The following is a 24,440-nucleotide window of genomic DNA, read 5'->3' on the forward strand; positions in this document are numbered from 1 at the left end:
GGAGGACCCGGGTCGGGCCCCCCTTTCTCACGTGTTGCATCAGCGGCGAGACGGACTACTTGCCGACAATTTCGTTATAGACCGGCACACGGTTCCAACTGAACTTCACGGCGGAGACATTCTCGCTCCAGCCGCCTTGGACTGCCTGGTACCACAGAGGGATGACCGGCAGGTCCTTGAACAGGATCTCCTGGGATTCGTTAAAGATCTTGTTGCCTTCCTCGACGGAAGTTGCACTAAGTCCGTCTGCCAACTTCTGGTCGAACTCTTTGCTGGAGTAGTCGCCGTCGTTGGAGCCTGCACCAGTTCCGTACAGCGGGCCAAGGAAGTTGTACAGCGACGGGTAGTCGGCCTGCCAACCGGCACGCGAGGCACCGGTGAGCTTCTTGGAGACCACCAGTTCGCGCATTTCCTTGAACGTCGGAATCGAGTTCAGCTCGGCCTTGATCCCCAAGGTGTTGGAGATCTGGTTAGCCATTGCCGTGATGTATTCCTTGTTGCCGCCAGTATCGATGTTCGAGGTGACGGTGAAGGCCTTGTCGGCCGGCCACGGATCGATTGCGTCGGCTTGGGCCCACAGCTCCTTGGCCTTGTCGGCATTGAAGGTTAGCACCTCGCTACCCGGCAGGGCGTCGGAGTAACCATCGAGGACCGGGGAAGTGAACTCCTTGGCAATCTGCTTATTGCCGAAGAAGATGTTATCAATGATCTGTTGGCGGTCGATCGCCATCGAAATCGCTTGGCGGCGCAGCGCACCGGCCTCGCCCTTGAATTCCGGCAGGTAGTTAGGAATGGTCATGGTGGCGTTGCCTGCGTAGGCCTGGTTGACCGAACGGTCACCCAAGTCGTTCTGGTAGTTCTGAAGCTGGCTCGGCGGGATCTCGTCAAGCACATCAAGGTTGTTGCTCAGCAGGTCTTGGTAGGCGGAATCGGTGGAACTGTAGATCTTGAACGTCACGCCGCCGTTGGCCGCTGTGCGGGGACCCGAGTAGTCGGCGTTGGGGACCAGATCAATCTGGACATTGTGCTTCCAGCCGTCCTCGGCCAACTTGTACGGGCCATTGCCGGCGGGCTTTTCGCCGAAGGCCTTCGGATCCTCGAACGCGGCTGCGGGCAGCGGGAAGAAGGCGGTGTAGCCAAGGCGAAGCGGGAAGTCGGACTCGGCGCGGCCCAGTTCGACGGTGAAGGTGGTGTCGTCGACGACCTTCAGGCCGTCCATCGTGTCCTCGGTTGCACCCTCGGCGCTGACCTTGTCGTAGCCCTTGATGGACTCGAAGAAGTACGAATTCAGCTGGGCGTTCTTGGCGGCTGCGCCGAAGTTCCAGGCGTCGACGAACGACTTGGCCGTGACGGCCTCGCCATTGGTGAACTTCTGTCCGGATTTGATCTTGATGGTGTAGTTTTTGGCGTCGGTGGTCTCGATGGACTCCGCCAGCTCATTGACCGGCTTGCCGGTGATGTCGTAGCTGACCAGCCCCGTGAAGAGCAGGTCCATCACGCGCCCGCCGCCGACTTCGTTGGTGTTGGCCGGCAACAGGCCGTTCTGCGGTTCGGTCCCGTTGGCCGTGATGACCTTCGACGAATCGCCGCCGGTGGTTTCGTCGGCTTCGTTTCCGCCGCCGCCGCCACAGGCGGTCAGGGTCAGGGCCAGGGCTGCGGAAAGCACAAGGGCCTTCGAGGTGCGGTTGTAACGCATTCTTTCTCCTCAACGAGTTTGTTTGGCTGGCGTGAGCGCGTGGTTCTTGCCCCGCCAACCATGGTGAGTCTCATCACTCACAAGTGACACTACTCATAAATCTCTGAAACAACTAATGAACGACTGCCTTGAAACAGAATCTTAATGATTCTGCAACTTATGACCACACGACATACGCAACCCTTTGTTGTAGGCATTCTGACAGTGGCCGTCGCACGGCCGGGCGCACCTACACCAAGACCATCAACATCGACGGGTCTTCAAGGATTTGCCCGATTTCCGAGAGGAACCTGGCTCCCTGCTCCCCGTCGACCACGCGATGGTCAAAGGACAGCGAGAGGACCATTACCTGCCGCAGGGCAATCTCGCCCCGGTGTTCCCAGGGCATTTTGCGCACCTGTCCCATGGCAAGGATTCCGGCTTGCCCGGGCGGCAGGATCGGGGTGCCTCCGTCCACGCCAAAGACGCCCACATTGCTGATGCTGAAGGTCCCTCCGGACAGCTGCGCCGGGGTGATGCTTCCATCGCGTGCGGCACCTGTCAGTTCCCCGATTTCCCGTGCCAGCGTCGCCAGGTCCATGCCCTGGGTGCCGTGGACGACCGGGACCATGAGCCCGCGATCCGTTGCAGCGGCAATTCCGAGGTTCACGTGGCCAAACTCGACGATTTCGCCGTGTTCCCCGTCCCAGTGGGAGTTCAAGGTGCGGTGCCGGGCCAGGGCCAGCGTGACCACCTTGGCCACCAGGGTGGTCAGGGTGATTTTCACGTCGGCCAGGCGCGGCGAGGTCCGCAACCTCTGGAGCAATGCCATGGTCTCGGTGACATCCACACTCAGGAACTCGGTGACATGCGGCGCGGTGAAGGCGCTGGCAACCATGGCCGCGGCGGTGGCCTTCCGCACGCCCCGGATGGGGGTGCGCGTCTCGCCCCAGCTGTCTGAGGTTTCGCGCGGCGACTGGGCCTCGGTGCTCTCGATGCCCGCGCCCGCGGAGGCACGCAGGACATCGTCGCGCGTGATCAACCCTTTGGCTCCGGTGCCCTTGAGCGAACCCAGGTCGATGTTGTGGTCGCGGGCGAGCTTGCGCACCGGCGGGGTGGCCCGCAGGTGGCCGATCCCCCGCGGTTCCTCGCCGCCGGCATCAACCATCCGGAGCCCGGGATTCGGGGGCGCGGGTTTCGGGTCCGCGGCGTCGGCGTCGTCGGCGGAACCCCGACCGGAGGGAACCGCCCCTGACTTCACCGGGGTTTCGCGCGGAGCTTGGACCTTGCGTTCCCGGCGCGCCGGGTGCCCGTTGGATTCGACGGCGGCCCCGTAGCCGACCAGCGTCGGCTGGCGCTTGGCCGGGGCCCCTCCCCCGCCCTGCGGGTCCAGCTCGGCCGTGCCCGAATGATCCGGCACGTCGAAGGAAATGAGCGGGTTGCCGACCTCCACGACGGCACCGACCTGCTCATAGACCTTTTTCACGACCCCGCTGAACGGCGAGGGAAGTTCCACGACAGCCTTGGCCGTCTCGACCTCGGCAATGACCTGGTTCAGTTCCACGCTGTCGCCCACGGCAACGCGCCAGGACAGGATCTCTGATTCGGTCAGGCCCTCGCCCAGGTCCGGCAGCTTGAAGAGTTTCTCCATGGTGGCGTTCATCCTTCCTCTCCCAGCAGGTCCGGCGTGCGTCGCATGGCCCGGTCGACCCCGTCGAGGATCCGGTCAAGATCGGGCAGGTGGTGGCTTTCGAGCTTCGAGGGCGGGTAGGGGATGTCGAATCCGGTGACCCGCACCGGGGCGTGGTCAAGGTGGTCGAAGCAGCGCTCGGTGAGGCTTGCCGCCAGCTCCGCGCCGATGCCGCCGAATTTCGAGGCCTCGTGGGTGATGACCACCCGGCCGGTCTTGCGGACCGAGGCGGAAAGGGTCGCGAAGTCCACCGGTTCGATGCTGCGCAGGTCGATGACCTCGATGTCGATGCCCTCGTCCTGGGCCGCTGCCGCGGCATCCATGGCGGTTTTCACCAGCGGCCCGTAGGCCACCAGCGTCAGGTCCGTGCCCGCGCGCACCACGTTGGCGCGGTAGAGCGACCCGGGGTCCGGCACCAGGTCGGTGTCCACCTCGCCGCGCACGTGGTAGCGGCGCTTGGGCTCGAGGAAGATCACCGGGTCGTCGTCCGCGATCGCCTGCTGCAACATCGTGTAGGCGTCCTGCGGGTTCGAGGGCGAGACCACGCGCAGCCCCGCGGTGTGGGCGAAGTAGGCCTCGGGCGATTCGGAGTGGTGCTCGGGGGAACCGATGCCGCCGCCAAAGGGGATGCGGATGGTCACCGGCAGCTTGACGTTGCCGCGGGAGCGGAAGTGCATCTTGGCCAGCTGGGCGACGATCTGGTCGAAGGCCGGGTACACGAATCCGTCGAACTGGATTTCCACCACCGGGCGGTAGCCGCGGAACGCGAGCCCGATGGCGGTGCCGACGATGCCGGATTCGGCCAGCGGGGTGTCGATGACCCGGTGCTGGCCAAAGTCCTTTTGCAGTCCGTCGGTGATCCTGAAGACGCCGCCGAGCTTGCCGATGTCCTCGCCCATGAGCACGACCTTGGAGTCGCGTTCCATGGAGACGCGCAACGAGGTGTTCAGGGCCTGTGAAAAGGTGAGGGTTTTCATTTGGTTCCCTGCCCATGGGCGGCAAAGCCGGCGAGGTAGTTGGCGTAGTTCTCGCGTTGTTCCTCCAGCCCCGGGTGGGGATGGCTGTAGACGTGGGCGAAGAGGTCGTCGACGACAGGGTCGGGCATCGTGGTGATGGCCTCGCGCAGCCCGGCCGCCAGCTCGTTGGCCGCGGCCTCGGAGCGCCTCTTAAGTTCCGAGAGGTCCGCGCCGAGGGTGTCCAGGTGCGCGGCGATCCTGTCCAGCGGATCCTTCGCCGCCCATTCCTCCAGCTCCAGGGCGTCGCGGTAGCGCGTGGGGTCATCTGCAGTGGTGTGTGCGCCCATCCGGTAGGTGACCGCCTCGATGAACGCCGGCCCGCTGCCGGTGCGCACGTGGGCCAGGGCCGCGCGGGTCGCGGCCATGACCGCGATGACATCGTTGCCGTCAACGCGCCAGGTGGCCAGGCCGAAGCCCTTGGCCCTGTCGGCAATGTGCCCGGTGGTTTGCCGGGCCACCGGTTCGGAGATGGCCCAGTGGTTGTTCTGGCAGAAGAACACCAGCGGTGCCTGGTAGCTGGCGGCGAAGACCATGGCCTCGCTGACATCGCCCTGGCTGGTGGCCCCGTCCCCGAAGTAGGTGATGGCGGCGGCCGAGGAGCCGTCGAATTTCAGTCCCATGGCATAGCCGGCCGCGTGCAGGGTCTGCGCCCCGATGACGATCTGCTGGTTGGCCATGTTGACCTCGTAGGGGTTCCAGCCGCTGGGCGCGGCTCCCCGCCACATGCGCGACATGTCGCTGGGGGCAACTCCGCGGCAATAGGCCACCCCGTGTTCGCGGTAAGAGGGGAAGATGAAGTCGTCGTTTTCCAGCGCCCGGCCGGATCCGATCTGTGCGGCCTCCTGGCCCAGCAGCGGGGCCCAGAGGCCCAGCTCGCCCTGGCGTTGCAGGGCGGTGCCTTCGGAGTCCAGCCTGCGGATGCAGGCCATGTCGATGTAGAGCTTTTCCAGGGCGGGGACATCAATGTCCTTCACCCAGTCATCGAGATCCGCACAGGGATGGCGGGTGCCGTCGGGGGCGATCACCTGGAGGTAGGTATCGGGGCCCTCGGGGGCCGATGAGTCAAACGTGGGGGACACGGTCAGCATCCTTTGCGTCGATGGCGAATCAGGATCGGCATTCCGGTGGGACGTGCCGTTCCTGCGGGTGCGGCCTCGTCGCCGCCACCTATCTGTGATGCTACTCACGTAATGCAGTGCGCACAATCCTTCTTCGATCGATTGTGCAGCTTGCACTATCCGGTGAGCTCACACGGTGCTAATCTTGCGCATTATGCAACAACTTGATGCCACTGACCTGCGGATCCTCACCGCGCTGAGCCTCCGCCCCAAGGCCAGCGCCGTGGCGCTGGCCACCGAGCTGGGCCTGAGCCGCAACACCGTCCAGGCGCGCCTGGTGCGGCTGGAAACCAGCGGGGCGCTGCTGCCCTTCGAGCAGCGGGTGAACCCGGCGGCCCTGGGATTCGGGCTGGTCAGCTTCGTGCACATCCACGTGCGGCAGCGGTTGCTCGGCAGCATCGTGGAGCGGCTGCGGGCGATCCCGGAGATCATCGAGGCGCACGGGGTGACCGGCTCCGCCGACATCCTGGCGCGCGTGGTGGCGGGCAGCGCGGAGGAACTCTTTCGGGTCAACGGGCAGATCCTGGCCATCGAGGGCGTGGAACGGGCCGATACCTCCCTGTCGATGGCCGAGCTCATCCCCCACCGCACCACCGCCCTGATGGAGATGCGGCTCGGGTCCCTGCCGGGCGCCGCGGCACCGACCCGGGAACCGGGGTCCCCCGCCGCCGGCTGATTTGCCGTCGTCGGCGCTCGGGAAAACGCGGAAACACGACAAAGGCGGTGTCGTTTCCCTATGGGGGAAGAAAACGACACCGCCCTTGCGCCTCGGTGGAATCGGGCCATTGCCCTCCTTCATCGTGGATGTTGCATAGCTGCTAGTGGTCGACGGCCTTTTCGGCACCAACACCTGTCAGCGAGCGGACTTCCATTTCCGCGGACTTGAGCGGATCTTCGGTGTTCTTATCGAGAACCGAGCCCAACCAGCCCAGGAAGAAGGCCAGCGGGATGGAGACGATGCCCGGGTTAGAGAGCGGGAAGATCGAGAAGTCGGCTCCGACGATCATCGAGGTCGGCAGACCGGACATCACCGGGGAGAAGACGATCAGGATGATGGCCGAGGCCAAACCGCCAACCATGGACCAGACAGCGCCCTGGGTGGTGAACTTCTTCCAGAACAGCGAGTACAAGATGGTCGGCAGGTTCGCCGATGCTGCCACAGCGAAGGCCAAGGCCACCAGGAACGCAACGTTCTGCCCCTGAGCGCCAATGCCACCGAGGATGGCGAAGATGCCGATGACCACCACGGTACGGCGGGCCACCTTCATTTCCTTCTCCGGGGTGCTCTTGCCCTTGGCTATCACCGAGGCGTAGACGTCGTGGGCGAATGAAGCAGCTGCGGTGATGGTCAGACCGGCGACCACGGCCAGGATCGTGGCGAAGGCAACGGCCGAGATCAGGCCCAGCAGAAGCGGGCCGCCGAGTTCGAAGGCCAGCAGCGGGGCCGCGGAGTTCACGCCGCCCGGGGCGGCCTTGATCTTGTCGGCACCAATCAGTGCGCCGGCGCCGTAGCCAAGCACCAGGGTGAAGAGGTAGAAGCCGCCGATGAGCCAGATGGCCCAGACGACCGACTTGCGGGCTTCCTTGGCGGTGGGAACCGTGTAGAAGCGCATGAGCACGTGCGGCAGGCCGGCGGTGCCAAGCACCAGGGCCAGGGCCAGGGAGATGAAGTCAATCTTCGAGGTCTCGGACTTGCCGTAGGCCAGACCCGGGTTCAGGATATCGGGGGTACCGGCGGATTCAACCGCTGCACCTAGCAGTGCAGAGAAGTTGAAGCCGTAGTGTGCCAGCACCATGATCGTCATGACAAAGGCGCCGGCGATCAACAGGCAGGCCTTGATGATCTGTACCCAGGTGGTTCCCTTCATGCCGCCGATGAGCACGTACACGATCATCAGCGCGCCGACCACGACGATGACCAGGGACTGGCCCAACTTGCCATCGATCCCCAGCAGCAGCGACACCAGCGCGCCGGCGCCGGCCATCTGTGCCAGCAGGTAGAAGACGCAGACCGCGAGGGTCGAGATCGCCGCGGCAATGCGCACCGGTCGCTGCCGCAGGCGGAAGGAAAGCACGTCGGCCATGGTGAACTTGCCGGTGTTGCGCAGCAGCTCGGCGACCAGCAGCAGGGCCACCAGCCAGGCGACCAGGAAGCCGATGGAGTAGAGGAAGCCGTCGTAGCCGTTGATGGCGATGGCCCCGACGATGCCCAGGAAGGATGCGGCCGAGAGGTAGTCGCCGGCGATCGCTGTGCCGTTCTGGGTCCCGGTGAAGGACCGTCCGCCGGCGTAGTAGTCCGCGGCGGTCTTGTTGTTGCTCGAGGCCTTGAGCACCACGATCAGCGTGATGCCCACGAACAGGCCGAAGATCCCGATGTTGACCCACGGGTTGCCGACCTTGGTCGATTCCGCGGCCGCGGCGAGGACCGATGAAGAGAGGACGTTCATGGCCTACTCCCCTTCCTGTGCTTCGAGGCGCTTGCGGATCGCAGTGGCCTTCGGGTCAAGCTTCTTGTTGCTGTAGGACACGTACGCGGCGGTGATGCCGAAGGTGGAAACAAATTGCAGCAGGCCCAGCAGCAGTCCGACGTTGAAGTTGCCCCACACCTTGATGGACATGAATTCGTGCGCGTAGTCCGCCAACAGGACGTAGGCGAAATACCACAACAGGAAAATGACTGCCATGGGGAAAACAAAGCTGCGGTGCGTCTTGCGCAGTTCGCGGAACTCTTCCGAGTCCTGTTCCTTCTCAAAATCGATGCCGGTTCCAAGGTCCGACTCCGGGGTGGTGCTCATGACTCCTCCTTCACAAGGGGCTCAAGGCGCCAGGAGCTGTACCTTGCCCGATTCGACCGGTCCAGGCCGGTCTGTGGGGTACGCCACCTGGCATGGTGACTAGGATCACTCTGTGCCATGGGCGCACCGCCCGGGAAGAGCGCGGGGCGCGGCAACCTGCAAACGGTCCCCCGGATGCGCCAAGCGGCACCGGCCGACGACGAACGGCATGCCGGTCCGGGCTCCGCGTAGGCTTGGGAACATGCTCTCCACCGCACTGCAGATGACCCTGATTGTCACCACCGTTGTGGTCGGCGGCGCCCTGGTGGGCTTCCTCGGGTTCAGGATCGCGCGCTCCACCAAGGACCTGGGCACAGACGCCGAGAAGGCCACGTTCGAGACCCTGCATCGGGTCTCGGTCGCCGCCCCGCACCTGGCCCAGGGCCTCACCCCGGAGGGCGCCGCCGCGGCAGGGAAACACCTGCGTGCCCTGCTTGCAGCCCAGGCGCTTCTCATCACCGACACCTCCGCGGTGCTCGCGGTGGACGGCACGATCCCGGACACAGGGGAAAACGGCACCGCCGCGGCGCTGGAACTATCGGCCGCCGCGCTTTCAACCACCCGCACCCAGGTCAAGCGCTCGGATTCCGGCGACATGGTCTGCGCCCCGATCATGGTCGGGGACGCCCCGGTGGGCACCGTGTGCGCGTACATCCCGCGCGCCGGGGCCGGGTTCGTGCGCGCGGTGGCCGAGGTCGCCGCCTGGGTGGCCGCGCAGGTGGGACTGGCCGAGCTGGATGCCTCCCGGGCGCTGCTCATGGAGGCGGAGGTCCGCGCGTTGCGCGCACAGATCAGCCCGCACTTCATCTACAACTCGCTCAACGCCATCGCCTCGTTCATCAACACAGACCCGGCCCGGGCGCGCGAGCTGGTGGTCGAGTTCGCCGACTTCACCCGCTACTCCTTCCGCCGGCACGGGGACTTCACCACGCTCGCCGAGGAACTGACGGCCATCGACAGGTACCTGCTGCTGGAGAAGGCCAGGTTCGGCGATCGCATCAGGGTCTCCCTGGCCATTGCCCCGGAGGTGCTGGCCACCGCCATCCCGTTTTTGAGCCTGCAGCCGCTGGTGGAAAACGCGGTGCGCCACGGCCTGGAGTCCAAGCCCGGCGGCGGAAGGATCACCATCAGCGCCTCCGATTCCGGGGAGTACGCGTTGATCACCGTGGAGGACGACGGGGTCGGCATCGACCCGGTGGCCCTGGCGGCGGTGCTCGCCGGCACCACCGAATCCGTCCACGTGGGGCTGCGCAACGTGGACGTGCGCCTGCGCCAGGTCTACGGGGATGCCCACGGGCTGGTCATCGACACGGCCCCGGGCGCCGGCACGCTGATCACCATGCGCATCCCCAAGTTCCGCCCCGGGGTCGAGCCCTCGGCCCCGGGCATGGCGGCCCACTAGCGCGCCGGGCCCGGCTCCCCGCCGGCGGGCGGGTAAAATGACGTGCATGATTAACGTGGTCGTCGCCGACGATGAACTGCCTGCCGTGGAGGAACTGGCGTATTTGTTGTCGCTCGATTCACGGGTGGGCACCATCCACCGGGCCAACTCCGGGGCCGAGGCCCTCAAGGCCCTGGAGGAATTCGAGGTCGACGCCCTTTTCCTGGACATCCACATGCCCGCACTCTCCGGGCTGGACATTGCCCGGGTCATCTCCCGTTTCACCCGTCCCCCGGCGGTGGTCTTCGTGACAGCCGACGAGGACCAGGCACTGGAGGCCTTCGAGCTGGCCGCGGTGGACTACGTGCTCAAGCCGGTGCGTCCCGAGCGCCTGGCCGAGTCGGTCCGCCGCATCTGCGAGCTGGCCGAGGAGGACACCGCGAAACCGGAGATGGTCACGGTGGAGAAGGGCGGGATCACCAAGATGATCCGCCGGGATGAGATCCGCTTTGTGCAGGCCCAGGGCGACTACGCCCGGCTGCACACCAACGACGCCAGCTACCTGATCCGGGTCCCGCTCAACGACCTGGAACAGCAGTGGGGGCCTGCAGGCTACGTCCGCATCCACCGCTCCTACCTGGTGGCCATGGACAAGATCGACACCGTCAAGCTGGCCACCGGCAAGGCCGTGGTGGTCATTGGCGGCACCGAGCTTCCGGTCTCGCGCCGCGCCCTGCCGTACCTGCGCGAGAAGCTGGCCGCGAATCGAGTCCGGCCACTGTGAGCGAGTCCGGCGCCGCCGCCGAGCCGCCGCGCGAATCCCCCGAGCCCAGCCCGGCCCCGGTACCCGATGACATGCTGCCGGCGCCCACCGGCACCCGGGTGCGGGTCAGTGCACCCGCAGGCACCATGCTGAACATCGCCCGCCGCTCGGCCCCGGATGCCGCCGACACCTTCTACGTCCACTCGCTGATCCGCTCGCAGCTGCGCCTGGCCGCCTCGGTGGCCCTGGGCTTCCTGTTGCTGCTGGTGGGCCTGGCCGTCATGGTGTTCACCTGGCCGCAGATCAACGACATCCGCCTGGCGACCATCCCGTTGCCGTGGTGGCTGCTGGGCGTGGGGGTGTACCCGCTGATCATGCTCTGCGCGTTCCTGTTCAACCGGGCGGCGGCACGCAACGAGGCCAAGTACCGGAGCATCGCCAAATGATCAATCCGGCGGTGGCCCTGCTCTCGGTGTTGCTGGTGTCCCTGGCGACTGTGCTCATTGCTGTCAACGGGCTGCGGCTCTCGCGCACCACCGGCGACTTCTACGTGGCTTCGCGCACCGTCAAGCCCTGGTGGAACGCCAGCGCCATCGGCGGGGAATACCTTTCGGCGGCATCGTTTCTGGGGATTTCCGGGCTCATCGTGGTCTCCGGGCAGGACGGGCTGTGGTTCCCCATCGGGTACACGGCCGGCTACCTGATGCTGCTGCTCTTCGTGGCGGCCCCGTTGCGCCGCTCGCGCGCCTACACGATCCCCGACTTCGCGCAGATCCGGCTCGGGTCCATGAAATTGCGCCGCCTCACCAGCTTCCTGGTCGTGGTCATCTGCTGGCTGTACATCGTCCCGCAACTGCACGGGGCCTCGCTGACGCTGGCCATCAGCACCGGGCTGCCGGGCTGGCTGGGCTCGCTGCTGGTGATGGGGATCGTGTGCCTCACGGTGCTGGCCGGCGGCATGCGCTCGATCACCTTCGTCCAGGCCTTCCAGTACTGGCTCAAGCTCGCGGCTCTGACCGTCCCGACCGTCTTCCTGCTGCTGCACCTGGGCCTGACCGGGGAATCGGCGACCCTGGGCGGTGCGGTCTTCGATCAGACCGGCGACCAGTCGGCGAGCAAGGGCCTGTACTACAACATCTCGCTACTGGTCGCCCTGCTCTTTGGCACCCTGGGACTGCCGCACGTGCTGGTGCGTTTCTACACCAACCCCGACGGGCCCTCGGCCCGCAAGACCACCGCGATCGTGCTGGGCCTGCTGTCCCTGTTCTACCTCTTCCCCACGGTGCTGGGCATCCTGGGCCGGGCGTACACCCCGGAACTGGCCACCAGCGGGAACGCCGATGCCACGGTGTTGCTGCTGCCCGGGCTCATCGTGGGCGGGACCGCCGGGGACGCACTGACAGCGATCATCATCGGCGGAGCATTCGCCGCGTTCCTCTCCACGTCCTCGGGCCTGGTGGTCTCGCTGGCCGGCACCATCTCGCAGGACCTTTTCCGCGGCACGGTGCGCGGATTCAGGATCTCCACGGTCATCGCCACCGCCATCCCCCTGCTGCTGGCCATGGGCACCTCCAGCCTGGCGCTGGCCGGGGCCATCGGCTCGGTCTTTGCCTTCACCGCCGCGACCATCTGCCCGCTGCTGCTGCTGGGCATCTGGTGGCGCGGGCTCACCGTCGCCGGGGCCATTTCCGGCATGGTGACCGGCGCCGTGGCCTGCGGGGCGGCCCTGATGCTGGCGGCCTCGTTGCCCAACGAGCGGGATTCGTTCCACGCCCTGCTCGCCCAGCCCGCCGCCTGGTGCGTGCCGCTGGCGTTCCTGGTGATGATCTTCGTGTCGCTGGCAACCAGGCACCGCGCGCCGGGGCGCATCGACCAGGTCATGGCCCGGCTGCATGTTCCCGAGCCCCAGACCGGCCCGTTGCCCTGACGCGATTCGCTCGCGAGGCCCGGGCCGTGGCACAAAAAATGCGGTTGGCCTGATGTCAGACACCAAACCAACCGCATTGAATCCTTCGGGTGCCCCCGACGCTAGTCGATCGAGGCCATGAGCTCCACGACGCGGTCCAGGAACGCATCGACCTGCGATTCCTCGTAGCCGTGCTCGCCCTCGGCCCGGCGGAACTCCGCCCGGCGCACCGCATCCACGCTCATCGGGACGTCCTTCTCAAAGTAATCGATGAGTTGGGCGCAGAGCTTGTCCACGTCCTGCACGTTGTAGCTCGAGGCACTGGCTCGCGAGGGCCGGCGGAAGCGTTCGCCCGGGGACCGGTGCAGGCGTCCGCGCAGGATCGCCGAGAGCCGCCCGACCTGCTGCAGCCAGGCGTCTTCGCCGTTGGTCTGGATCAGGGCGTCGCGTTCCCGCTGGGCAAAGACGTCTTCAAGCCGATCCAGCGCGCCGTCTACCTCGCGGGCGCTATAGCCGCCGCGCTGGGCCGGGAAGACGGTGCGGCGCACCATGTGGCTGGTGACGATCGAATCATCGTCGCCGTCGCCGTTGAACGTGGCGCGGGCGCGGGAGAGGAACACATCCACCTGTTTGGTGTTGTAGCCGAATTCCTTCTCCCCCACGCGCTCAAACGGTGTAGGGGCCGGCTGTGCCTTGTCCTGACTCACAATTCTTTCCTTGATCCTGGTATTGCGTACCGGAAGACCGGCACCTTGGTGCTGCGGGTGGTGCGATGGCCCGGTTTCGACCGGGGCGGGGTGGCGCCTGCCTGCATCTCCATCTTAGGGAACCTTTGGCACAGCCGCCTAAAGCGCGCCGGGTATCAGCAAAATGGTGAGGATATACGTCGTCGGAATGGCGAAAACCACCGAATCGAGTCTGTCCATGACTCCGCCGTGGCCGGGCAGGATGTTGCTCATGTCCTTGATGCCCAGTTCCCGCTTGACCATGGACTCGGCCAGGTCCCCGGTCGTCGCGGCAACAACCGTCGCAACCGCCAGCGGGATGCCGACCCACCAGGGTGCGTCCAGCAGGAACACGGCCGCGGCGATACCCACCACGGTGGCCCCGGCAACCGACCCGGCAAAGCCCTCCCAGGACTTCTTGGGGCTGATCTTCGGGGCCATGGGGCGTTTTCCGAACAGCACGCCCACCAGGTACCCGAACGTGTCGTTGGCGACCACCAGCAACAACATGGTTGTCACCAACAGGTGCCCGTCCGGCTCGTTCAACAGCAGCACCGCAAAGCTCAGCAGCAGCGGCACCCACGTCAGGACGAAGATGCTTGCAACGATCGAGGCCACGGACTTGGCCGGGCCCTCGATGATGCGCCACAGGAAGACCAACAGCGCGCTGGCGGTGAACGCCATGCCCAGCGCCTCGAGGCCGCCGTAATACGCGGAAAACGGCAGGGCCACCCCGGCAACCGCCAACGGGACGAGCGGCGTGTCGACTCCCCCGGCGTTCAGCGCCCGGGAAACTTCCCAGCTGCCCACCACGCCAAAGACCGCCACCGTGGCGACGAACGCCAGCGGCAGCCAGAACAGTCCGGTCAGCACCACGGCCAACAGCACGACGCCCACGACGATGGCCGCAGGCAGGTCGCGTCCGGCCCGCGAGGTCTTGGCCGGCTTGGCCTTGCGGCTGCGCCTGGTCGGTGGTTCAAGCCCGCCGGGTTCCGGCGACGGCTCCGGAAGGGACCCCGCGGCTCCTTCGCTCGGCTCGGTGGGGTTGGGCATTAGACTTCCAGCAGCTCGGCTTCCTTGCGCTTCAGCAGGTCATCGATGCCGTCGGTGTGGGACTTGGTCAGCGCGTCGAGGTCCTTTTCGGCGCGTGCGCCTTCGTCCTCGCCGACTTCGCCGTCCTTGACCAGCTTGTCGATGGCATCCTTGGCCTTGCGGCGCAGGTTGCGCAGCGCGACCTTGGCGTCCTCGCCCTTGACGCGCACGACCTTGACGTACTCCTTGCGGCGTTCCTCGGTCAGCACCGGCATGATCACGCGGATGGCCTTGCCGTCGTTGGACGGGTTGGCGCCGACCTCGGAATCGCCCAGGGCCTTTTCGATCTCGCGCAGTGCGGAAACATCGTAGGGGCTGATCATGATGGTGCGCGCGTCCGGGGTGGCGAAGGATGCCAGTTGCTGCAGCGGGGTCGGGGTGCCGTAGTAGTCCACCATGACCTTGGCGTACATTCCCGGGTGGGCGCGGCCCGTGCGAATCGCGGAGAAATCTTCCTTGGCGGATTCGATGGTGCGGTCCATCTTGTCGGCAACTTCGGCGAGGGTTTCCTCAATCACGGTCTACTCCTTTGAATCGGCCCCCCAGTGGATGGGCTGGCCGGGTAATTTTGGGCTTGTGAACAATCCTATGCCACGCGGAGGCATGGCACGGGGTACCTAGACGGTGACGCGGGTGCCGATCTTTTCGCCAAGGATCGCGCGGGTGACGTTTCCGTCGCCCTCCATGCCGAAGACCATCATCTCCAGCTTGTTGTCCTTGCACATCGTCATGGCGGTCTGGTCCATGACCCGGATGTCCTTGATGAGTGCCTCGTCGTAGGTGAGGTGCTCGAGCTTGGTGGCGGTCGGGTCCTTCTTCGGGTCTGCGGTGTACACGCCGTCGACCCCGCTCTTGGCCATCAGGACCACGTCGGCGTCGACCTCGAGGGCGCGCTGGGCGGCCACGGTGTCGGTGGAGAAGTACGGCAGGCCCGCACCGGCACCGAAGATGACCACGCGGTCCTTTTCCATGTGGCGGATGGCGCGGCGCGGAATGTAGGTCTCGGCGACCTGCGCCATGGAGATCGCGGACTGGACGCGGGTGTCGACACCGGCCTGTTCCAGGAAGTCCTGCAGGGCCAGGCAGTTCATGACGGTGCCAAGCATGCCCATGTAGTCGGCACGCGAGCGGTCCATGCCCGAGGCCGAGAGCTCGGCGCCGCGGAAGAAGTTGCCGCCGCCAACCACGATGGCGACCTCGACCTTGCCCACTGTCGCGGCGATCTGCTCGGCAATGCCACGCACGGTGACCGGGTCTACGCCCAGCTTGCCGCCGCCAAAGACCTCTCCGGAAAGCTTGAGCAAGACCCTCCGGCGACGCGGCGTCTGGGTGTGTTCGGTCGGTTCGAGGGTTGCGTCCATGGGGTTGTCATTCCTCCTGCGTGCGGGTCGGTTCGGGCCCACGTCGTTGCTGTTTGGGGTGGCCCGCCCGCAAGCGCTGGCGGGCTGGGGGCTGGCAGGAAAAAGGGGCGGCCACCTTGCAGTGGCCGCCCCCGTTACCTTGGTGTGAAGCAATCGGTCTCCGGTGCCTGGGCCCCGTGAACCAATTTACCTGCTAGTGAAGCTAATTAGGCTCCGACGCGGAAACGCGTGAAGGCGGTGGCTGCAACGCCGGCTTCTTCCAGCACCTTGCCCACGGTCTTCTTGGTGTCCTTGGCGAATGCCTGGTCGACCAGTACCATTTCCTTGAAGAAGCCGGTCAGGCGGCCTTCAACGATCTTGGTCATGGCGGCTTCCGGCTTGCCCTCGGCGACTGCGGTCTCCTGGGCGATGCGACGTTCGTTCTCTACGGTCTCGGCAGAGATCTCGTCGCGCGACAGGAAGGAAGGTGCCATTGCAGCGGTGTGCACTGCAACGTCGTGTGCCACGGTGGCGGCGGCTTCGCCGGCGCCATCCACTGCAACGAGGACGCCAACCTGTGCCGGAAGATCCTTGGCGGTCTTGTGCAGGTACGCATCAACCGATGCACCCTCAACACGGGACAGGCGACGGACGATAATCTTCTCGCCCAATACTGCGCCCTCTTCGGTGACGAAGTCGGCAAGGGCCTTGCCCTCGACGTCGACGGCCAGCAGGGTTTCCAGGTCGGCTGCGGCCGAGGAAACGGCAACTTCCAGGACCTTGGCTGCCAGAGCGATGAACTTGTCGTTCTTGGCGACGAAGTCGGTCTCGCAGGAAAGCTCGATCATGACGCCGACGGTACCGTCGATGACCTTGGCGGCAACGAGGCCTTCCGAGGTCGAGCGGCCTTCGCGCTTGGTGGCGCCCTTGAGGCCCTTGATGCGGATGAGCTCCATGGCCTTGTCGGCGTCGCCGTTGGCCTCGTCGAGGGCCTTCTTGACGTCCATCATGCCAGCGCCGGTGCGCTCGCGCAGAGCCTTAATGTCAGCAGCGGTGTAGTTTGCCACGTGCAACCCCATTCATAAGTGGTTTTGAGCTTTTTCGCCGAAGGACGGGCCATTGTGGCCCGTCCCGCGGTTTGTCCCTGGCTGCCGGAGCTCCTCCCGCTAAAGGGAGGGGCACCGGCAGCCCGGGACCTTGGTTTTGTGACTACTCGGCCGAAGCGGCCGGTGCTTCCTCGGCTGCCGGAGCAGCTTCAGCGGCCGGTGCTTCCTCGGCTGCCGGAGCAGCTTCAGCGGCAGGCGCTTCTTCAGCAACCGGAGCGGCTTCAACAGCAGCTTCAGCGGCAGGTGCCTCGGCCTTGTCGGCCTCGAGCAGTTCGCGCTCCCACTCGGCCAGCGGCTCGGCCGGAGCTTCGGTGTTGCCTGCAGCCTTGTTGTTGCGGGCGATCAGGCCAGCGGCAACGGCGTCGGCAACGACGCGGGTGAGCAGGTTGACGGAGCGGATGGCGTCGTCGTTGCCCGGGATCGGGTACTGGACTTCGTCCGGGTCGCAGTTGGTGTCGAGGATGGCAACAACCGGGATGCCCAGCTTGCGTGCCTCATCGATGGCCAAGTGCTCCTTCTTGGTGTCAACAACCCAGAGGACCGAAGGGGCCTTCGTCAGGTTGCGGATACCGCCAAGGTTGGTCTGAAGCTTGGTCAGCTCGCGCTTGAGCAGCAGCAGCTCCTTCTTGGTGTGGCCCGAACCGGCAACATCCTCGAAGTTGATCTCTTCCAGTTCCTTCATGCGCGAGATGCGCTTGGAGACGGTCTGGAAGTTGGTGAGCATGCCACCGAGCCAACGCTGGTTGACGAAGGGCTGGCCAACGCGGGTAGCCTGGTCAGAAATTGCTTCCTGAGCCTGCTTCTTGGTGCCAACGAACAGAACGGTGCCGCCGTGGGCCACGGTCTGCTTGACGAAGTCGTAGGCGCGGTCGATGTACGACAGCGACTGCTGCAAGTCAATGATGTAGATGCCGTTGCGCTCCGTGAAGATGAATCGCTTCATCTTCGGGTTCCAACGACGGGTCTGGTGTCCAAAGTGAACGCCGCTGTCGAGCAGCTGGCGCATGGTTACGACTGGCATGTCGCAACTCCTTCCGGCAGTAGCTGGCCGGCCCATCACTGGGCCGCGGTAACTGCCATGGTTATCGGTTGATGGTGCGCATCCGGAATTGGACGCGACCCCTGGCATGAGCAGAACGGCAAACCGTTCCTTACCTGGCCCCTCCCGAAGTAATTCGGACCGCGGGCCTGGCAGTCGCACACAAGCAACCGCCACGTACATGGGGTTTTCGGGTGTGGATGACTCATACGCGAAGTCGGTTTCATGCATTCCCTCCATCAGCGCAAGCGTCAAGAGGGCACAGGGAACCGCATGCTCAAGTGTACTACAGGCAGGTGGACCGAAAATTGACCCATCCGCACAGGAACAAGGGAGGTGCATCACAAGCCGGCGGCCTCCACAGGGCGGCGGGCATCGGACTGCGGGGCATCCGGGCCGAATCATGCTTGGGGACATGAAAATCGTTTCGTCCCTGGCAGGTTTCATGATCGGCGCTGTCGTGCTGCTGGCCCCGGCGGGCGTGCCTCCGCCCGACGCCGACATGGCAAGCCGACGGGTGGCCCCGGCCGGCGCGTGGAGTTGGCCATTGCCCCCGGTGCCGCGGGTCGTGCGTGGATTCGACCCGCCTGCCCAGCGTTGGCTCAGCGGTCACCGGGGGGCGGACCTTGAGGCTGACCCCGGCGACCCCGTCCGCGCGCCCGCCGGAGGCATCGTCTCCTTTGTGGGAACCATCGTGGATCGGCCGGTCATTGTCATCGACCACGGCTCCGGATTGCTCTCCAGCTTCGAGCCGGTGCGCAGCACCCTGGCGGTCGGCGCCATCGTCTCCACCAATGATGAGATCGGCATGGTCGGAACCGGTGCGCACTGCGATGCGCGTTGCCTGCACTGGGGACTGCGACTGGACGGGGAATACATCGATCCGTTGCTCACGATCATCGACACCCGCCCCTCGATCCTCCTGCCGCTGGATTAGCTGCCGGGCAGGCTCCGGGACCTGAACTCGCGATCCGCTTCCTCATAGACCTTGACCATGAGTTGGGTCTGCCGGCTTTGCAGGAACGATGCCGGGTCAAAGGCGGACGTTTGCGGGCCGTGGCCCGACCGCAGCTGGTCGACGCACTTGCCCAGGGCCTGGGCGAGTCCGGCAATTGAGTCGTCCTCGGTGAGCCAATAGACCCCTTCCGGCAGGTCCTCGGCGATGCTTCGGTCGCTGAGCAGCGAGGGCGTGCCCAAGGCCGCCGCCTCGTAGACGGTCATGCCTTGGGTCTCAAACCCTTGGGACGTCTGGATCAGGGCGTCGGCCCGCCGCAGCTCCGCAAGCATTTGCCCGTAGGGAACCTTGCCGCGGATGATCACGCTCGGCCTGTCCATGGACCTGGCCTTGGCTTCCGCCTTGGCCCTGTCGGCGCCGTCACCGAAGACATGGATCTCGGCGTCTATATTGGCGATTGCCACGGCGTCCAGGAACGGAAGCAAGCGCTTCTCAGCACTGAATCTGCCGACCCATGCCAGCCTGGGTCGCGGGTTTGGTTCAGTGGGCGGCTGGGCCAGCAACCCGGCCGCAAGCTCATCGTCCATGCCGTTGGGAACGACATCGACGTGGGCGAAAACGCCTTCGTCCTGCAGCAGCCGGGCGAAATGGCTGGAGGGTGCGGTCACGTGTTGGGCATGGTCGGTGAACCGGCGCAGGTAGGTCCATGCATCGGCCGCCACCGGCAGACGGGTGTGCAGGAACGCCTTTTGCGCAAAGCCGAACCCGCGCTGGACCAGGCCCGGCAGCGGCATCGTTGCGGCGATTCCCACATCTAGCCGGTTGTGCATGGTGTGGACGACCGGAAGGTTGTTGTCCTTGGCGAAGCGGTAGCCAATGATGGCCTGCCAGAAATCGGCTTGGACGTGCACCACATCGACGGACTCGCGGGGGGCCATGGCCGTGGCCAGCATCCTGTCGCTGCCTTTGCCGGGAATGGCCATCGAATACTCCCCCGGCCCCAGCGGGACCGAAGGCAGCTCGATGACCGCCGGGTCGGCGGTGTGCTTGCCCCGGTACCTGGGCGAAACGATCGTCACCCGGTGTCCCGCCAGCTCGAGGAACCGCCGCTGCAACCGGACGGAGGTTTGCATTCCACCCAGGGTGTCGGGGTGCTGGTCGACAAACATAACGCAATGCATTGACCGGGCTCGTCCTTTCGGCGGTTGGGCGTGAAGATGAAGGTTCGGCAGGCGAAGCATGTCCGGGCGAAAGGCCGCAGGGTTCCCTTCGCTGCCGCAAACCGAGCCTATCGGAGAAGCAACTGCCACCGGGGAAAGCCACGGCGGGTCGTCTCGCGGGAAGCCGGATGAACGCTGCACCGTCCGGAAACTCCCACCAAAACTACCCTCAAACGCGAAAAACGGCCTAGCCAAAATCCCTGATAGCAGGGTCTGGCTAGGCCGTTCACGTGTAGGGCGGGTGGGGCTTGAACCCACGACAAAGGGATTATGAGTCCCCTGCTCTAACCAACTGAGCTACCGCCCCAACATTGGGATGATCGATCGATCCACCGCCAACGGCGGCAATCGGTGAAACATCCCCAGCCATCCTAATGGATTCCCCTGCGGGTTTTCATCTTCCCCTGCCAAAAACCCATGGCCATCACGGGTATTAAGGAAGGAAGTCCTCCGCCACGGCACCGCGGTAGATCGCCTCGAAGGTGTCCATGGTCTTGCTGTGGCTGTGCAGGGCTGCTTTCGCGTGCCCCGCCTTGCCCATGACCGCCTGATCCTCGGGTGCCATAGCCAGGATCGAGTCCAGCTTGTCGGCCAATTCAGCGCGGTCACCTGGCTCGAACAGATAACCGTTGACGCCGTCATCGACCAGGTGCGGCAACGCCATCGCATTGGCCAACACCACCGGCTTGGATGCCGAAAGCGCCTCCAGCGTCACCAGGGACTGGAGCTCGGCGGTTCCGGGCTGGCAGAACACGTCACAGCGCAGGTAGGCGCTGCGGAGTTCCTCATCATCGACGTGTCCCAGGAAGTGCACGCGGTTCGCAATGCCCTTTTCCCGGGCCAGCTTTTCCAGCGGAGCCCGCTGCTCACCGCCACCGATGACTTCCAGGTGGGCGTCGGGCACGGTCTTCATGAGCGTCAGGGCGTCAATGATTTCATTGACATTCTTCTCCACAGCCAGCCTGCCCACGAACAGGATCGTGGGATACGGGTTGCGGTCGATCGACTCCATGGCCCCGAGCTCATAGTTGCTGGAGTCGATCCCGTTGGACAGCGGGAGGACCGTGCCCAATCGCGCATACTGGGTCATGGCCCGGGCTGCCAGCGGGGTCGGCGTGGTGACGACATTCGCCTTGCCCATGATCTTGCCCATGTCGCGCCAGGAGTTGCGTGCCACGATCCGCTTGAACCACTGGGGGAAGGGCAGGAACGGATCCAGGTTCTCCGGCATGAAGTGGTTGGTGGCCACGGTCCGGATGCCCTGCTTCTTGCCGAAGGCCAGGGCTCCCTGGCCGATCATGTAGTGGCATTGGGCATGGACGACGTCAGGCTTGATCTCGTTGAGCAACTGCTTGATTTCCGGGTTGATTTCCCAGGGGAAGCAAATGCGGAAGTATTCGTGCGTCGGCACCGCATGCGAGCGCAGCCGGTGAACGGTTGCCTCGGGCAGGACCTCGGTGACCGTGGGCCCCGTGTCCGGCCGGGTGGCCATGACGTGCACTTGGTGCCCACGCTCGGTCATGGCCGTGGCCAGTCGATAACAAAATACTGCTGCGCCGTTGACATCCGGATGATAGGTATCCGCCGCAATCACGATCTTCAATGGTTTATCGCCCGTCACGGGGTGTGTTCACTCCTTGACATGACCGCATTTCGAGGCCACGGTTGTCGTTTCATTGTCTTGGTTGGGCAATCGCAGGAATTCGGTGAAGTCTATTTGCCATCGCTGACCTTGGTGCGTCGTTTGGCTTCGGCCTTGCGTTCAAGCACGTCCGGGTGATGTCGCGACAAGGCGATCACCCCTACGATAGCAATGCATCCGGCGCCGACCATGCTAAGCGCAATGGCGGGTTGGACATTGGGATCCAATTCGCCCAAGATCACAATCCCGATGGAGATCCCCACAATGGGGTCGATGACCGTCAACCCGGCAATGACCAGGTCGGGCGGGCCCTTCGAGTAAGCATTCTGCACGAAGTAGGAACCCAGCAGTCCCGCCACGGCCACGGCAAGGATGGAGTACCAGGAAACGTTGGCCAGGAACCGCCCGTTGGGATCAAGCAGGACCACGGAAATGGTGCGCACCAGCACCGCCACGAACCCGAAAAGGACTCCGGCACCCAGGATGTAGAAGAATGCGCCAAGCCGATGAGGGAAAAGCACGACGGCCCCGCCGAATAAGGCCACGGCAATCGCCAGGATCAAGATGGTCAGCAACTCCTGGCCACTGGTGATCCGGTGTTCCTCGGCGCTGACCTCGATGGCCAGGAAGACGAAGGCCGCGCTGCCCACCATGCAGGCAATGATCGCCAGGATCGTTGGCCGATTCATCTTGATGTGATGCTCGCGGGCATTGACCACCGTGGTGATGACCAGCGCAATCGCACCAATGGGCTGGACGACCGTCAACGGTGCGCTCGCCAACGCATATACATTCAGGCTCATCCCCATGGCGAGCAAGACCAACCCGAACACCCAACGGGGCGTCCTGAAGAATCGGAGCATCCCCCATCCGGTAATGTCCAAACCGCCGGCGCTGGCACGTACCGCGCTGGATTGCCGCTGCGTACCAAAGGCCAAAAAGAACGCCCCGGCGATCGCGGCCGTGACCGCTAGCCAGACCATTCAGTTCCCGACTTGAGTGCCTTGGCCTTGCGCTGTGCCAGCACGAAGTACTGCACCGCCGCAATCACGTGAAGAACGCAGGCCAGGGCAAGTGCCCACGTCGCGATGTCCCCCAGGATGGTTCCCTTGCCCCAATTGGTGTTCCCCAAAAGCAACAACGGTGTTCCGACCAAAAGCAGCGCGGTACGGAACTTTCCCAGGTTGCTGACCGGGAGGTTGGGGTTGCCCCGAAACAGCACCCACGCGTTGATGATCAAGACAGCATCGGGAATCACAATCGAGAACACCAGCCATGCCGGGGCTATCTCGGTGGCCACAAAAGTCGTGGCAATGACAATCAGGGCAACCCTGTCGGCGACGGGATCCAGCCATTTGCCAACGGTGGATATCTGGTCGAGGCGGCGGGCCGCATAGCCGTCGATCCAGTCTGAGGAACCCAGGATTGCCAGGGTGAGTGTCGCCCAGCCGTAGTGCATGGTCAGTGTCTGCCAGACAAAGAGCGGCACCAGAAGGAATCTGAGAACAGTTATCAGGTTCGGAACCGTCCAGAAGGTCGTGAGCTCGCGGTATTCAAAATTGTCGCGTGTCCCCGCTCCAAAGATGCGCATGCCCTCCTCTTTCATGGTCTGTTCTGTGGTCCTGGACTGGTGGGACTATTCAAGGGCGCTTGGCCCAGGTTCCCCATCTCCCGCTTGCGATGCTCTGCGGGAGTGGCAACCGGAGGTGGAACGGTTCAGGGATTCCAGTCTGACCGCACCTGTCATCGACTACTTGCGCAGCAGCTTGCGCAAGAAGACGAAGAACATCGTGACCGATCCGGCCATGATGGCCAAAGGCCGCCACCGCTCACGCAGGGCCTCCTTGGCGTTTTCGCCTTCGAGGCCGCTGAGGGATGCGAGCTTTCCAGTTGCCCGTTCCACCCCATCGGAAAGCTTCCCCGACGCGGTGCCCGCCAGGTGCCTTGCTTGGCCGGCGGCCTTGGTCACTGCGTCGCCGGCAGCCTGCCCTGCGTCCGAGAATTTTTCGCCCAGGTGAAGGGGCACTTCAAGTTTTTGTCCCAGGCCATCGCGATGCAAGGCAATCTCCTCGCGGCGTTCACGGGTGCGGATGATCAACTCGTTGTGCGTTGGCTTCTCGGCCTTCGCCTCGTGATCGTCGTCCTTTTTGGCGTCCTCCTCAGCGTCCTTCTTTGACGGCTTCTGCTCATCGAGCGTCGAGACATCGAAGGCGCTGCCATCCTTGACCACTCCGAGGTCGTGCCGGATGCCGCGGATGGCTTCCTCAGGCAACAGCGGCATGGCCTTCTTGATCTTGAAGAAGGCGAATGCCGCAAGGATCAGTGCAAGGACCAGGAAACCGGCGGCTACCAACAGCGCTGCCAGCCAAGGTTCAATGACGGTTCCGATGCCCATGATCAAGGCCACGACCAGGGCAATCACCATGAGGCCAAGCAATGCCAGTGCCACGATCCCGGCGCCGGCAGCAATGCCAACGTTGATGCCCTTTGACTTAAGGACGTTGGCGGCAATGCGCGCTTCGTCAGCCAATTGGTTCGGGATCAGGTGGCTTAGACCGCTTACCTGTCCCTTGAGGGTTCGTGGCGTTGACTGGTATTGGGTTCCAGTCGATTCCGATCCAGACATGGTGTCTCCGTTTCATGCGGCCTAGTCCTGGCCCGCTCAACCCAAAACTATCACTCGGACGTGCTTAAACGGCTCAACCTGAAGAGGTACGCCCAGGGTATGAGATCGTGTGGAGACACGAAAACCCCGCTCTCCAAAGGAGAACGGGGTTTCTCATGAACGCTCCTCCGACTGGACTTGAACCAGTAACCCTTCGATTAACAGTCGAATGCTCTGCCAATTGAGCTACGGAGGAATGAAGCAGGTAAAACACTACCAGAGCCCCGAATGGAATCCCAAATCGAAATCGCCCTCCGATCCGTGTCTCCGCAC

At 64.5% G+C, this 24,440-nt stretch carries 23 protein-coding genes and 2 tRNA genes; 6 read left to right on the forward strand and 19 right to left on the reverse strand.

Annotated features, from left to right (window positions below):
- Nucleotides 1–55 precede the first annotated feature (55 nt).
- The 4 genes from ACLQ7E_RS09230 to pdhA all read right to left on the reverse strand — a co-directional run bounded on the left by ACLQ7E_RS09230 (nt 56) and on the right by pdhA (nt 5,469).
- Nucleotides 56–1,696 (reverse strand): ABC transporter substrate-binding protein, encoded by a 1,641-nt coding sequence (locus ACLQ7E_RS09230; protein ID WP_411732288.1) that lies wholly within the window; start codon nt 1,694–1,696, stop codon nt 56–58.
- 229 nt (nt 1,697–1,925) lie between these two features.
- The gene (locus ACLQ7E_RS09235) at nt 1,926–3,326 is read right to left on the reverse strand and encodes a dihydrolipoamide acetyltransferase family protein (RefSeq protein ID WP_411732289.1); all 1,401 of its coding nucleotides are present in this window, start codon (nt 3,324–3,326) and stop codon (nt 1,926–1,928) included.
- A gap of 8 nt (nt 3,327–3,334) precedes the next feature.
- Nucleotides 3,335–4,342 (reverse strand): alpha-ketoacid dehydrogenase subunit beta, encoded by a 1,008-nt coding sequence (locus tag ACLQ7E_RS09240; protein ID WP_411732290.1) that lies wholly within the window; start codon nt 4,340–4,342, stop codon nt 3,335–3,337.
- Nucleotides 4,339–5,469, reverse strand: coding sequence for a pyruvate dehydrogenase (acetyl-transferring) E1 component subunit alpha (pdhA, locus tag ACLQ7E_RS09245; RefSeq protein WP_411732291.1), 1,131 nt, complete (start codon nt 5,467–5,469; stop codon nt 4,339–4,341). The genes ACLQ7E_RS09240 and pdhA overlap by 4 nt, the downstream gene beginning before the upstream one ends.
- Before the next feature lie 184 nt (nt 5,470–5,653).
- On the opposite strand from pdhA, the gene ACLQ7E_RS09250 reads away from it, so the two are divergent.
- The gene (locus ACLQ7E_RS09250; RefSeq protein WP_411732292.1) at nt 5,654–6,175 is read left to right on the forward strand and encodes an Lrp/AsnC family transcriptional regulator; all 522 of its coding nucleotides are present in this window, start codon (nt 5,654–5,656) and stop codon (nt 6,173–6,175) included.
- Nucleotides 6,176–6,317: 142 nt separating this feature from the next.
- Here ACLQ7E_RS09250 and ACLQ7E_RS09255 read toward each other — a convergent pair whose 3' ends face one another.
- Both ACLQ7E_RS09255 and ACLQ7E_RS09260 read right to left on the reverse strand, forming a co-directional pair.
- Complete coding sequence (locus ACLQ7E_RS09255) at nt 6,318–7,946, reverse strand: cation acetate symporter (RefSeq protein ID WP_411732293.1); 1,629 nt, start codon at nt 7,944–7,946, stop codon at nt 6,318–6,320.
- 3 nt (nt 7,947–7,949) lie between these two features.
- Nucleotides 7,950–8,294, reverse strand: a complete 345-nt coding sequence (locus ACLQ7E_RS09260; RefSeq protein WP_411732294.1) for a DUF485 domain-containing protein — start codon at nt 8,292–8,294, stop codon at nt 7,950–7,952.
- A 241-nt stretch (nt 8,295–8,535) separates the two neighbouring features.
- Here ACLQ7E_RS09260 and ACLQ7E_RS09265 point away from each other — a divergent pair, with 241 nt between their 5' ends.
- From ACLQ7E_RS09265 to ACLQ7E_RS09280, 4 genes are read left to right on the forward strand one after another with little or no spacing between them, the layout of a single operon-like run.
- A complete protein-coding gene (locus ACLQ7E_RS09265) occupies nt 8,536–9,735 on the forward strand; it encodes a sensor histidine kinase (RefSeq protein WP_411732295.1) in 1,200 nt (399 codons plus the stop codon).
- A 46-nt stretch (nt 9,736–9,781) separates the two neighbouring features.
- A complete protein-coding gene (locus ACLQ7E_RS09270) occupies nt 9,782–10,498 on the forward strand; it encodes a LytR/AlgR family response regulator transcription factor (protein ID WP_411732335.1) in 717 nt (238 codons plus the stop codon).
- Nucleotides 10,495–10,923 carry a hypothetical protein gene (locus ACLQ7E_RS09275; RefSeq protein ID WP_411732296.1) on the forward strand — a complete coding sequence of 143 codons (429 nt, stop codon included), beginning with the start codon at nt 10,495–10,497 and terminating at the stop codon, nt 10,921–10,923. Before ACLQ7E_RS09270 ends, ACLQ7E_RS09275 begins: the two co-directional genes overlap by 4 nt.
- Nucleotides 10,923–12,404, forward strand: coding sequence for a cation acetate symporter (locus ACLQ7E_RS09280; RefSeq protein ID WP_411732336.1), 1,482 nt, complete (start codon nt 10,923–10,925; stop codon nt 12,402–12,404). The genes ACLQ7E_RS09275 and ACLQ7E_RS09280 overlap by 1 nt, the downstream gene beginning before the upstream one ends.
- 101 nt (nt 12,405–12,505) lie before the next feature.
- Here the strand turns inward: ACLQ7E_RS09280 and ACLQ7E_RS09285 are convergent, their stop codons facing one another.
- The 6 genes from ACLQ7E_RS09285 to rpsB all read right to left on the reverse strand — a co-directional run bounded on the left by ACLQ7E_RS09285 (nt 12,506) and on the right by rpsB (nt 17,667).
- Complete coding sequence (locus ACLQ7E_RS09285; RefSeq protein ID WP_411732297.1) at nt 12,506–13,090, reverse strand: DivIVA domain-containing protein; 585 nt, start codon at nt 13,088–13,090, stop codon at nt 12,506–12,508.
- Nucleotides 13,091–13,228: 138 nt separating this feature from the next.
- On the reverse strand, nt 13,229–14,161 hold the full coding sequence (locus ACLQ7E_RS09290) for a phosphatidate cytidylyltransferase (protein ID WP_411732298.1): 933 nt from the start codon (nt 14,159–14,161) through the stop codon (nt 13,229–13,231).
- A complete protein-coding gene (frr, locus tag ACLQ7E_RS09295) occupies nt 14,161–14,718 on the reverse strand; it encodes a ribosome recycling factor (RefSeq protein WP_411732299.1) in 558 nt (185 codons plus the stop codon). The genes ACLQ7E_RS09290 and frr overlap by 1 nt, the downstream gene beginning before the upstream one ends.
- A 99-nt stretch (nt 14,719–14,817) precedes the next feature.
- A complete protein-coding gene (gene pyrH, locus ACLQ7E_RS09300) occupies nt 14,818–15,561 on the reverse strand; it encodes a UMP kinase (RefSeq protein WP_411732300.1) in 744 nt (247 codons plus the stop codon).
- Between the two features lie 206 nt (nt 15,562–15,767).
- Nucleotides 15,768–16,607: a translation elongation factor Ts gene (gene tsf, locus ACLQ7E_RS09305; protein WP_411732301.1), complete on the reverse strand. Its 840-nt coding sequence runs from the start codon at nt 16,605–16,607 to the stop codon at nt 15,768–15,770.
- A 142-nt stretch (nt 16,608–16,749) separates the two neighbouring features.
- Nucleotides 16,750–17,667, reverse strand: coding sequence for a 30S ribosomal protein S2 (gene rpsB / locus ACLQ7E_RS09310; protein WP_411732302.1), 918 nt, complete (start codon nt 17,665–17,667; stop codon nt 16,750–16,752).
- A 433-nt stretch (nt 17,668–18,100) separates the two neighbouring features.
- Between rpsB and ACLQ7E_RS09315 the strand changes: the two genes are divergently transcribed.
- Nucleotides 18,101–18,622 carry a M23 family metallopeptidase gene (locus ACLQ7E_RS09315; RefSeq protein ID WP_411732303.1) on the forward strand — a complete coding sequence of 174 codons (522 nt, stop codon included), beginning with the start codon at nt 18,101–18,103 and terminating at the stop codon, nt 18,620–18,622.
- Here ACLQ7E_RS09315 and ACLQ7E_RS09320 read toward each other — a convergent pair.
- The 7 genes from ACLQ7E_RS09320 to ACLQ7E_RS09350 all read right to left on the reverse strand — a co-directional run bounded on the left by ACLQ7E_RS09320 (nt 18,619) and on the right by ACLQ7E_RS09350 (nt 24,363).
- On the reverse strand, nt 18,619–19,809 hold the full coding sequence (locus tag ACLQ7E_RS09320) for a glycosyltransferase (RefSeq protein WP_411732304.1): 1,191 nt from the start codon (nt 19,807–19,809) through the stop codon (nt 18,619–18,621). The two genes, ACLQ7E_RS09315 and ACLQ7E_RS09320, sit on opposite strands and share 4 nt — an antisense overlap.
- Before the next feature lie 284 nt (nt 19,810–20,093).
- Nucleotides 20,094–20,167: transfer RNA gene (locus ACLQ7E_RS09325), tRNA-Ile, on the reverse strand.
- A 126-nt stretch (nt 20,168–20,293) separates the two neighbouring features.
- On the reverse strand, nt 20,294–21,481 hold the full coding sequence (locus ACLQ7E_RS09330) for a glycosyltransferase (RefSeq protein WP_411732305.1): 1,188 nt from the start codon (nt 21,479–21,481) through the stop codon (nt 20,294–20,296).
- 92 nt (nt 21,482–21,573) lie between these two features.
- On the reverse strand, nt 21,574–22,485 hold the full coding sequence (locus tag ACLQ7E_RS09335; protein WP_411732306.1) for a DMT family transporter: 912 nt from the start codon (nt 22,483–22,485) through the stop codon (nt 21,574–21,576).
- On the reverse strand, nt 22,473–23,093 hold the full coding sequence (locus ACLQ7E_RS09340) for a CDP-alcohol phosphatidyltransferase family protein (RefSeq protein ID WP_411732307.1): 621 nt from the start codon (nt 23,091–23,093) through the stop codon (nt 22,473–22,475). Before ACLQ7E_RS09340 ends, ACLQ7E_RS09335 begins: the two co-directional genes overlap by 13 nt.
- Nucleotides 23,094–23,252: 159 nt before the next feature.
- Nucleotides 23,253–24,128: a phage holin family protein gene (locus ACLQ7E_RS09345; RefSeq protein ID WP_411732308.1), complete on the reverse strand. Its 876-nt coding sequence runs from the start codon at nt 24,126–24,128 to the stop codon at nt 23,253–23,255.
- 162 nt (nt 24,129–24,290) lie between these two features.
- Nucleotides 24,291–24,363, reverse strand: a tRNA-Asn gene (locus ACLQ7E_RS09350).
- Between the last annotated feature and the right edge of the window lie 77 nt (nt 24,364–24,440).

The organism is Paeniglutamicibacter sp. (assembly GCF_046714615.1).
In the GTDB taxonomy this organism is placed as follows: Bacteria; Actinomycetota; Actinomycetes; order Actinomycetales; family Micrococcaceae; genus Paeniglutamicibacter.

Coding starts and splice junctions, on each gene's coding strand:
- pdhA (WP_411732291.1), bottom strand. CDS start 5,469: ATGCTGACCGTGTCCCCCACGTTTGACTCATCGGCCCCCGAGGGCCCC.
- ACLQ7E_RS09315 (WP_411732303.1), top strand. CDS start 18,101: ATGAAAATCGTTTCGTCCCTGGCAGGTTTCATGATCGGCGCTGTCGTG.
- ACLQ7E_RS09345 (WP_411732308.1), bottom strand. CDS start 24,128: ATGTCTGGATCGGAATCGACTGGAACCCAATACCAGTCAACGCCACGA.
- ACLQ7E_RS09235 (WP_411732289.1), bottom strand. CDS start 3,326: ATGGAGAAACTCTTCAAGCTGCCGGACCTGGGCGAGGGCCTGACCGAA.
- ACLQ7E_RS09320 (WP_411732304.1), bottom strand. CDS start 19,809: ATGTTTGTCGACCAGCACCCCGACACCCTGGGTGGAATGCAAACCTCC.
- ACLQ7E_RS09260 (WP_411732294.1), bottom strand. CDS start 8,294: ATGAGCACCACCCCGGAGTCGGACCTTGGAACCGGCATCGATTTTGAG.
- pyrH (WP_411732300.1), bottom strand. CDS start 15,561: ATGGACGCAACCCTCGAACCGACCGAACACACCCAGACGCCGCGTCGC.
- ACLQ7E_RS09290 (WP_411732298.1), bottom strand. CDS start 14,161: ATGCCCAACCCCACCGAGCCGAGCGAAGGAGCCGCGGGGTCCCTTCCG.
- ACLQ7E_RS09335 (WP_411732306.1), bottom strand. CDS start 22,485: ATGGTCTGGCTAGCGGTCACGGCCGCGATCGCCGGGGCGTTCTTTTTG.
- ACLQ7E_RS09250 (WP_411732292.1), top strand. CDS start 5,654: ATGCAACAACTTGATGCCACTGACCTGCGGATCCTCACCGCGCTGAGC.
- ACLQ7E_RS09340 (WP_411732307.1), bottom strand. CDS start 23,093: ATGCGCATCTTTGGAGCGGGGACACGCGACAATTTTGAATACCGCGAG.
- ACLQ7E_RS09240 (WP_411732290.1), bottom strand. CDS start 4,342: ATGAAAACCCTCACCTTTTCACAGGCCCTGAACACCTCGTTGCGCGTC.
- ACLQ7E_RS09270 (WP_411732335.1), top strand. CDS start 9,782: ATGATTAACGTGGTCGTCGCCGACGATGAACTGCCTGCCGTGGAGGAA.
- rpsB (WP_411732302.1), bottom strand. CDS start 17,667: ATGCCAGTCGTAACCATGCGCCAGCTGCTCGACAGCGGCGTTCACTTT.
- ACLQ7E_RS09265 (WP_411732295.1), top strand. CDS start 8,536: ATGCTCTCCACCGCACTGCAGATGACCCTGATTGTCACCACCGTTGTG.
- ACLQ7E_RS09255 (WP_411732293.1), bottom strand. CDS start 7,946: ATGAACGTCCTCTCTTCATCGGTCCTCGCCGCGGCCGCGGAATCGACC.
- ACLQ7E_RS09230 (WP_411732288.1), bottom strand. CDS start 1,696: ATGCGTTACAACCGCACCTCGAAGGCCCTTGTGCTTTCCGCAGCCCTG.